Genomic DNA, 6719 nt, shown 5'->3' with positions numbered 1-6719 from the left:
TCATTGATGCCATCCGTACGCCTTTTGGTCGTTATGCCGGTGGTTTAGCCCCTGTCCGTGCGGATGACTTAGGTGCAGTGCCATTAAAAGCGTTAATGGAACGTAACCCTTCTGTGGATTGGAATGTCGTCGATGACGTTTTATTTGGCTGTGCCAACCAAGCCGGTGAAGATAATCGTAACGTCGGTCGTATGTCGGCGCTTTTAGCAGGTATTCCTTATACAGTACCTGCAACCACAGTCAACCGTTTATGTGGTTCATCACTCGATACTGTGGCAATGGCCGCGCGTGCCATTAAAGCTGGTGAGGCTGACGTGATTGTGGCAGGTGGTGTTGAATCTATGTCACGTGCCCCATTTGTGATGGGTAAATCTGAGAGTGCATTTGGTCGTAGTCAAAAGATTGAAGACACCACCATGGGCTGGCGTTTTATCAACCCGAAGCTTAAAGAAATGTATGGTGTTGAAACCATGCCGCAAACGGCTGAAAACGTGGCTGAACAGTTCAACATTAGCCGCGCTGATCAAGACCAATTTGCTTTAACCAGCCAACAACGTACGGCTGCAGCGCAAGCACGCGGTTTCTTTGATCAAGAAATCGTGCCTGTGACTATTCCACAGCGTAAAGGTGATGCGGTTGTGGTGGCAAAAGATGAACATCCTCGTGCCTCAACCACTTTAGAAGCGTTAACCAAGTTAAAACCTGTTGTAAAAGCAGACGGTACAGTAACCGCAGGTAATGCATCAGGGATTAACGATGGTGCTGCTGCGATTCTGATTGCTTCTGATGCAGCTGTAGAAAAATATGGTTTAAAACCTCGTGGCAAAGTGATTGGTGCAACCACCGTTGGGGTTGAACCTCGCATTATGGGCTTTGGTCCGGCACCTGCGATTAAAAAGTTACTGGCTCAAACAGGTTTAACACTAGAGCAAATGGATGTGATTGAGCTGAACGAAGCGTTTGCAGCACAAGCATTGGCGTGTACACGTGACCTAGGTTTAGCCGACGATGATGCACGTGTAAACCCAAATGGTGGTGCAATTGCATTAGGTCATCCATTGGGTGCATCAGGTGCGCGTTTGGTGACGACTGCTCTCAACCAACTAGAGGCAACTGGTGGCAAATATGCATTGTGCTCTATGTGTATCGGTGTGGGTCAAGGTATCGCTTTAATTATTGAAAAAGTTTAACAGCAATTTTTGGAAAGACGCTTTATGGTGAAAAACATGATGAAGCGTAATAGGGATAAGTTATGAGTCAGTTATATGCAAGTTTGTTTTATCAGAATGATGTGAATATCATATTTAGTGATGAAGCACTCGTAAAATATATGTTGCGTGCAGAGGTTGTACTGGCTCAAGCTCAAGCTGAAGTTGGTGTTATTCCCTTAATTGCTGCTGAAACGATTCAACGTGTTGCAGCACAAGAAATTCATTCCATTATTAATTTTGATCATTTGGCACAGTCCAGTGGTCTCGCTGGCAATATTGCAATTCCATTCGTAAAGCAATTCACTGCTGCTGTAAAAAAAATCAATGAAGATGCTTCCCGTTATGTGCATTGGGGTGCGACCAGCCAAGATATCATTGATACGGCCTTTATGCTGCAAGCTCAAGATGCGTTACAGTTGATCGAAAAGCAACTTATTCAAGCTATTCAGGCAACTAAAAAACTGACGATTCAATACCGTGATCAGGTGATGATTGGACGTACATGGTTGCAACAAGGTTTACCGCTTACCTTTGGACATAAAACAGCACGGTGGCTCTCTAGTTTAGATCGAGATTTAAAGCGTGTTAAGCAGTTACAGCAACATGTCTTAACAGCGCAGTTAGGTGGTGCGGTAGGTACTTTAGCTTCATTAACTGGATATGGTTCGGCTGTAGTGAGTACCTATGCACAAAAACTTGGTTTAAATACACCCGTATGTACATGGCATGGGGAGCGAGATCGTGTAGCCGAAATTGCACATGTACTTGCAACGATTACAGGAAACTTGGGCAAGATGGCCCGTGACTGGTCACTCATGATGCAAACAGAAATTGCAGAAGTGTTTGAACCGAGTGGTGCTGGGCGTGGAGGATCATCGACGATGCCTCATAAGCGTAATCCTGTTGCAGCTGCTTCAATTCTAGCTGCTGCAAATCGCGTCCCTGCATTAATGTCAAGTATCTACCAAAGCTTAGTACAAGAACATGAACGAAGTTTAGGTGCATGGCATGCTGAATGGCTAGCGTTACCAGAGTTATTTCAACTGACGGCGGGTAGTTTAAGTAGAGCAATCGATGTATTTACGGGATTAGAAGTAGATCCTGAAAATATGTTAAGAAATTTAGAGTGCACGCAAGGATTAATCATGGCTGAAGCACTGATGATGTCACTCGCACCTCAGATGGGGCGATTGAATGCACATCATCTTGTGGAAGCTGCTTGTAAGCAAGCAGTTGCCGAACAACGACACTTACTCGATGTTGTACAAAATAATCCAGAAATATTAGCTATTTTTGATCTAGATCAACTCCGTCAGATTTTTAATCCGCAACATTATCTAGGAAATACTCAAGCACAAATAGATGCGGTACTAGAGAGCGTTCAAGGAAGTACACCATAATGATATTAATCAATAATCGTAATGGTCAGCAGCTTGCTGTCTATCGTTTTGGTGACGATACAAAACCAAGCATCATTTTTTCAAACTCACTGGGCACTGATCATGGCATGTGGCAAGCCCAAATTGATTATTTTTCCAAAGATTATGATGTGATTTGCTATGACACACGTGGTCATGGAAGAAGTAGTGTCATTGAAAATACTACAATCATTGATTTGGCCAATGATGTACTTGATGTACTCAATCATTTCTCTATAGAAAAAGCGCATTTTTGTGGTATCTCCATGGGGGGAGTTACTGGGATTCAATTAGGCATAATTGCACCAGAGCGTTTTAACTCTATTACGATTGCAAATTCAGCAGCAAAAATTGGAAATGCCGAGGCATGGTTGAGTCGTGCAGGTGCGGTTGAACAAAATGGTTTGGCTGATATCGTCAGTACTACACATACGCGTTGGTTTAGTGAACAGTTTGATTATTTACACGATGTGACAGCTCAAAAAACCATTCAGAGTTTGTCTGTCACTCAGCCTAAAGGCTATGCAGCCTCTTGTCGTGCTTTAGCTCAGACGGATTTACGCAATCAACTTGGAAAAATTATTGTGCCTTGTTTGGCATTATGTGGCGGCTTAGATCCTGTGACCACAGTGAATGATGGTGAGTTTTTAAAACAACATATACCTGACTGTCAACTTACAGTCATAGATGCATCGCATTTATCCAATATTGAGCGACCAGTTGAATTTAACCAAGCATTGCTTGCTTTTATTCAGTCTTAAGCACATCTGAACATCAAATAATTTCAATTTTAAAGAGGAACAACCTCATGAATGATGAAGAACGTTATAAGCAGGGGCTAGAAGTCCGTACTGAAGTCTTGGGTGAAGCTCATGTCGGGCGTTCACTTGAAAATTTAAATGAATTTAATGCTGATTTTCAAAACTTCATTAGTCGTTTTGCATGGGGTGAGGTTTGGTCACGACCAGGATTGCCAAGACATACACGTAGTTTGGTGACGATTGGAATCTTACTTGCATTGGGGCGTGAAGCAGAGCTCAGAATGCATATTCGTGCTTGTTTCAACAATGGCGTTACTAAAGATGATCTTAAAGAATTATTTTTGCATGCGTCTTTATATGCAGGACTTCCTGCAGCCAATGCTGCAATGCATATGGCAGAAGAAGTATTTGCAGAGTTAGGCATTTCGCCTGAGAAAATTAAATAAACGGACGATATTTTAAATTGAATAAGGAGAGATTCATGTCTCAAATTCTGATGGGTGCTTATGCACAGCGAAATACAGATGATCATCCACCAGCATATGCACCGGGATATAAAACCAGTGTATTACGTTCCCCGAAAAATGCACTGATTTCGATTGCGCAAACATTAACCGAGGTTACTGCACCTCACTTTAGCGCAGACTTATTGGGTCCTAAAGACAATGATTTAATTTTAAATTATGCAAAAGATGGTTTACCTGTTGGTGAACGCGTCATTATTCATGGTTATTTACGTGATCAATTTGGTCGTCCTGTCAAAAATGCTCTGATTGAAGTATGGCAAGCGAATGCCTCAGGACGTTATCGCCATCCAAATGATCAGTATGTGGGAGCTATGGACCCTAACTTTGGTGGTTGCGGTCGAATGCTCACAGATGAAAATGGATTCTTCATTTTTAGAACGATAAAACCAGGACCTTATCCGTGGCGTAACCGTATCAATGAGTGGCGTCCAGCACATATCCATTTTTCTGTGATGGCAGATGGCTGGGCACAGCGTTTGATTTCCCAGTTTTATTTTGAAGGCGATACATTAATTGATAGCTGTCCAATTTTAAAAACTGTTCCTTCAGAACAACAGCGAAGAGCTTTAATTGCGCTCGAAGACAAGAGCAACTTTATTGAAGCAGATAGTCGTTGCTATCGTTTTGACATTACTTTACGTGGTCGTCGTGCGACATATTTTGAAAATGATTTGACTTGATAGGGAGCATCAGGATGAATGGCTGGAAATTTGAAGAATTACATGAAACACCATCTCAAACAGGTGGTCCATATGTCCATATTGGATTAATGCCTAATCAAGCTGGTATAGAAGTATTTGAGCATAGCTTCAATAATCAAATGGTGAAAGATGGCACTCAAGGTGAACGTATTCGCCTCGAAGGGCAAGTTTTTGACGGTTTGGGTTTACCACTTCGCGATGTACTCGTAGAAATTTGGCAAGCTGATGCCAATGGTGTTTATCCAAGTCAGCAGGATACGCAAGGGAAGCAGCCAGATCCAAACTTTTTAGGTTGGGGTAGAGCGGGTGCGGATTTTGACACTGGTTTTTGGAGCTTCGATACGATCAAACCAGGTGCTGTTCCTGGACGTAAGGGTTCACAGCAAGCACCACATATCGCGCTGGTTATTTTTGCGCGTGGTATCAATTTAGGTTTACATACTCGAGTTTACTTCGAGGATGAAGCTGAAGCGAATGCGAAAGACCCAATTTTGAATGGTATTGAGTGGGCGCCACGTCGTCAAACACTCATTGCTAAGCGTGAAGAGCGTGATGGTCAGATCGTTTATCGTTTCGATATTCGTATTCAAGGTGAAAATGAAACTGTATTCTTTGATATTTAAACTTTGAACAAGAAATTAAAAAGGTCAGTGATTTCACTGACCTTTTGTTGTTTCTATCAATAGATTTTGATGAAACAACTTATCTTAAAAATACAAAGTTATATATCCGTGAGCATAAATTATTGAGGCTCTTTTTGTAAAACGACATATGGTGTATTTACTACGGATCTTTGTTTTAACTTATAGATGATCAAAATGGCAATAGCCGCTAAAACAAATGCAAAACCAAAATTTCCGTACAATTCTAAAGGCGAGTTCCCTAGGTCTAAAAAGTATCCCGCAATGATTGGAGAGAAAATACCACCAAAACGACCAACACCAGTTGCAATCCCCACGCCTGTTGATCGTACATCTGCCTCATAGAGCTGTGTAGAAATGGCATAGATTCCAGCTAAACAGCCATTAATAAAGAATCCTAGCGTTGTGGCAACGATAATTAATATATTTAAATTATCTGTATTGTTCACAAACAATAAAATACATACGTACGTGAGGATTAAAAAGGCAATTTGATTGATGTATACGCTGACTTTAGAACTAAGAACACCAATGATAAAACTACCTAAAATACCACCCACGCTGATCATCATGGCAGTTTTAATAGATAGTGAGTTATCTAGACCAGAGCTATTGAGAATTTTAGGTGTCCAGCCCATCACGAAATAAAAACCAAAAAGAATAAAGAATATAGAAACCCATAATACAAGGGATTTAACTAAATACTTGTGGTTAAATATTTCTACGTAAGAAGACTTTTGATTTTCTTTATATGCTTTAGGGAGTGTGAGAATTGGTTTTTTATGCATTTTAGAGAAAATTTGATTCAATTTTTCCAAAGCATGTTTTGGTTGTTTTAGTAATAAATAATCGATCGATTCTGGTAAAAATTTTAATGAGCAAAGAAAAGCAAATGTAGTAACGAATCCACCAATTAGAAATACTTGTCTCCAACCGATACTTTCTAAGCTATATACAGCAAGTAGTGCTCCGCTAATTGCTCCAATCCCATAACCGGCAGATAATATACCAACACTAAAACTTTTATATTTAGTCGGAGAATATTCACTGGCCAAAATCATAGCACTGATTTGAACACCACCAATACCAACACCAGTGAAAAATCTGCACAGAACCAATTGTTTAAAATCGGTGGCAAATGCAGATGCAAACATGCTCAGACCACAGATTAATAGACAAAGGTTAATTAAATTACGTCTACCGATTTTATCTGCGAGAGGTGCAAGTAAAAATGAACAGACGGTCATACCAATTAAACCAGCACTAATTAAAGTTCCTATATTAGTACCAGTTAATGAAAACTCATTGGCAACTGAACTTGCCAAATAAGCCATTATCATGAAATCGAATCCATCGATAATGTATAAAATAAAACAGAAAAAAACGACGAATTTTTGATATGAACTTATTTTGTCATTATCGACACAATCCTTTAATTTTAAGATATCCATTCTTTTTTA

Annotated in this window: 7 protein-coding genes; 6 read left to right on the top strand and 1 reads right to left on the bottom strand. The window is 40.5% G+C overall.

All coding sequences use genetic code 11. From position 1 onward, the window contains the following. The first annotated feature begins 2 nt into the window (after positions 1-2). The 6 genes from pcaF to pcaG all read left to right on the top strand — a co-directional run bounded on the left by pcaF (position 3) and on the right by pcaG (position 5241). Entirely contained in the window at positions 3-1190 is a 1188-nt protein-coding gene (gene pcaF / locus AC1M9P_RS01530; protein ID WP_481586550.1) for a 3-oxoadipyl-CoA thiolase, read from the top strand. A gap of 62 nt (positions 1191-1252) precedes the next feature. Then, on the top strand, positions 1253-2611 hold the full coding sequence (gene pcaB / locus AC1M9P_RS01525; RefSeq protein ID WP_481586549.1) for a 3-carboxy-cis,cis-muconate cycloisomerase: 1359 nt from the start codon (positions 1253-1255) through the stop codon (positions 2609-2611). After that, entirely contained in the window at positions 2608-3390 is a 783-nt protein-coding gene (locus AC1M9P_RS01520; RefSeq protein WP_481586556.1) for an alpha/beta fold hydrolase, read from the top strand. Before pcaB ends, AC1M9P_RS01520 begins: the two co-directional genes overlap by 4 nt. Positions 3391-3437: 47 nt before the next feature. Next, positions 3438-3836: a 4-carboxymuconolactone decarboxylase gene (pcaC, locus tag AC1M9P_RS01515; RefSeq protein ID WP_035269644.1), complete on the top strand. Its 399-nt coding sequence runs from the start codon at positions 3438-3440 to the stop codon at positions 3834-3836. Between the two features lie 35 nt (positions 3837-3871). Beyond that, positions 3872-4597: a protocatechuate 3,4-dioxygenase subunit beta gene (gene pcaH / locus AC1M9P_RS01510; protein WP_092766916.1), complete on the top strand. Its 726-nt coding sequence runs from the start codon at positions 3872-3874 to the stop codon at positions 4595-4597. Positions 4598-4611: 14 nt separating this feature from the next. Continuing rightward, the gene (pcaG, locus tag AC1M9P_RS01505) at positions 4612-5241 is read left to right on the top strand and encodes a protocatechuate 3,4-dioxygenase subunit alpha (protein ID WP_092766915.1); all 630 of its coding nucleotides are present in this window, start codon (positions 4612-4614) and stop codon (positions 5239-5241) included. Positions 5242-5360: 119 nt separating this feature from the next. Here the strand turns inward: pcaG and AC1M9P_RS01500 are convergent, their stop codons facing one another. Beyond that, complete coding sequence (locus AC1M9P_RS01500) at positions 5361-6710, bottom strand: MFS transporter (RefSeq protein ID WP_481586548.1); 1350 nt, start codon at positions 6708-6710, stop codon at positions 5361-5363. Positions 6711-6719 lie beyond the last annotated feature (9 nt).

It is taken from the genome of Acinetobacter sp. 25-47-122 (assembly GCF_056779695.1).
This window is presented reverse-complemented; position numbering and strand designations above follow the sequence as displayed.

Excerpts from the sequence above, each read along its gene's own strand:
- pcaB (WP_481586549.1), top strand. The coding sequence starts at position 1,253 with ATGAGTCAGTTATATGCAAGTTTGTTTTATCAGAATGATGTGAATATC.
- pcaG (WP_092766915.1), top strand. The coding sequence starts at position 4,612 with ATGAATGGCTGGAAATTTGAAGAATTACATGAAACACCATCTCAAACA.
- pcaH (WP_092766916.1), top strand. The coding sequence starts at position 3,872 with ATGTCTCAAATTCTGATGGGTGCTTATGCACAGCGAAATACAGATGAT.
- AC1M9P_RS01500 (WP_481586548.1), bottom strand. The coding sequence starts at position 6,710 with ATGGATATCTTAAAATTAAAGGATTGTGTCGATAATGACAAAATAAGT.
- pcaC (WP_035269644.1), top strand. The coding sequence starts at position 3,438 with ATGAATGATGAAGAACGTTATAAGCAGGGGCTAGAAGTCCGTACTGAA.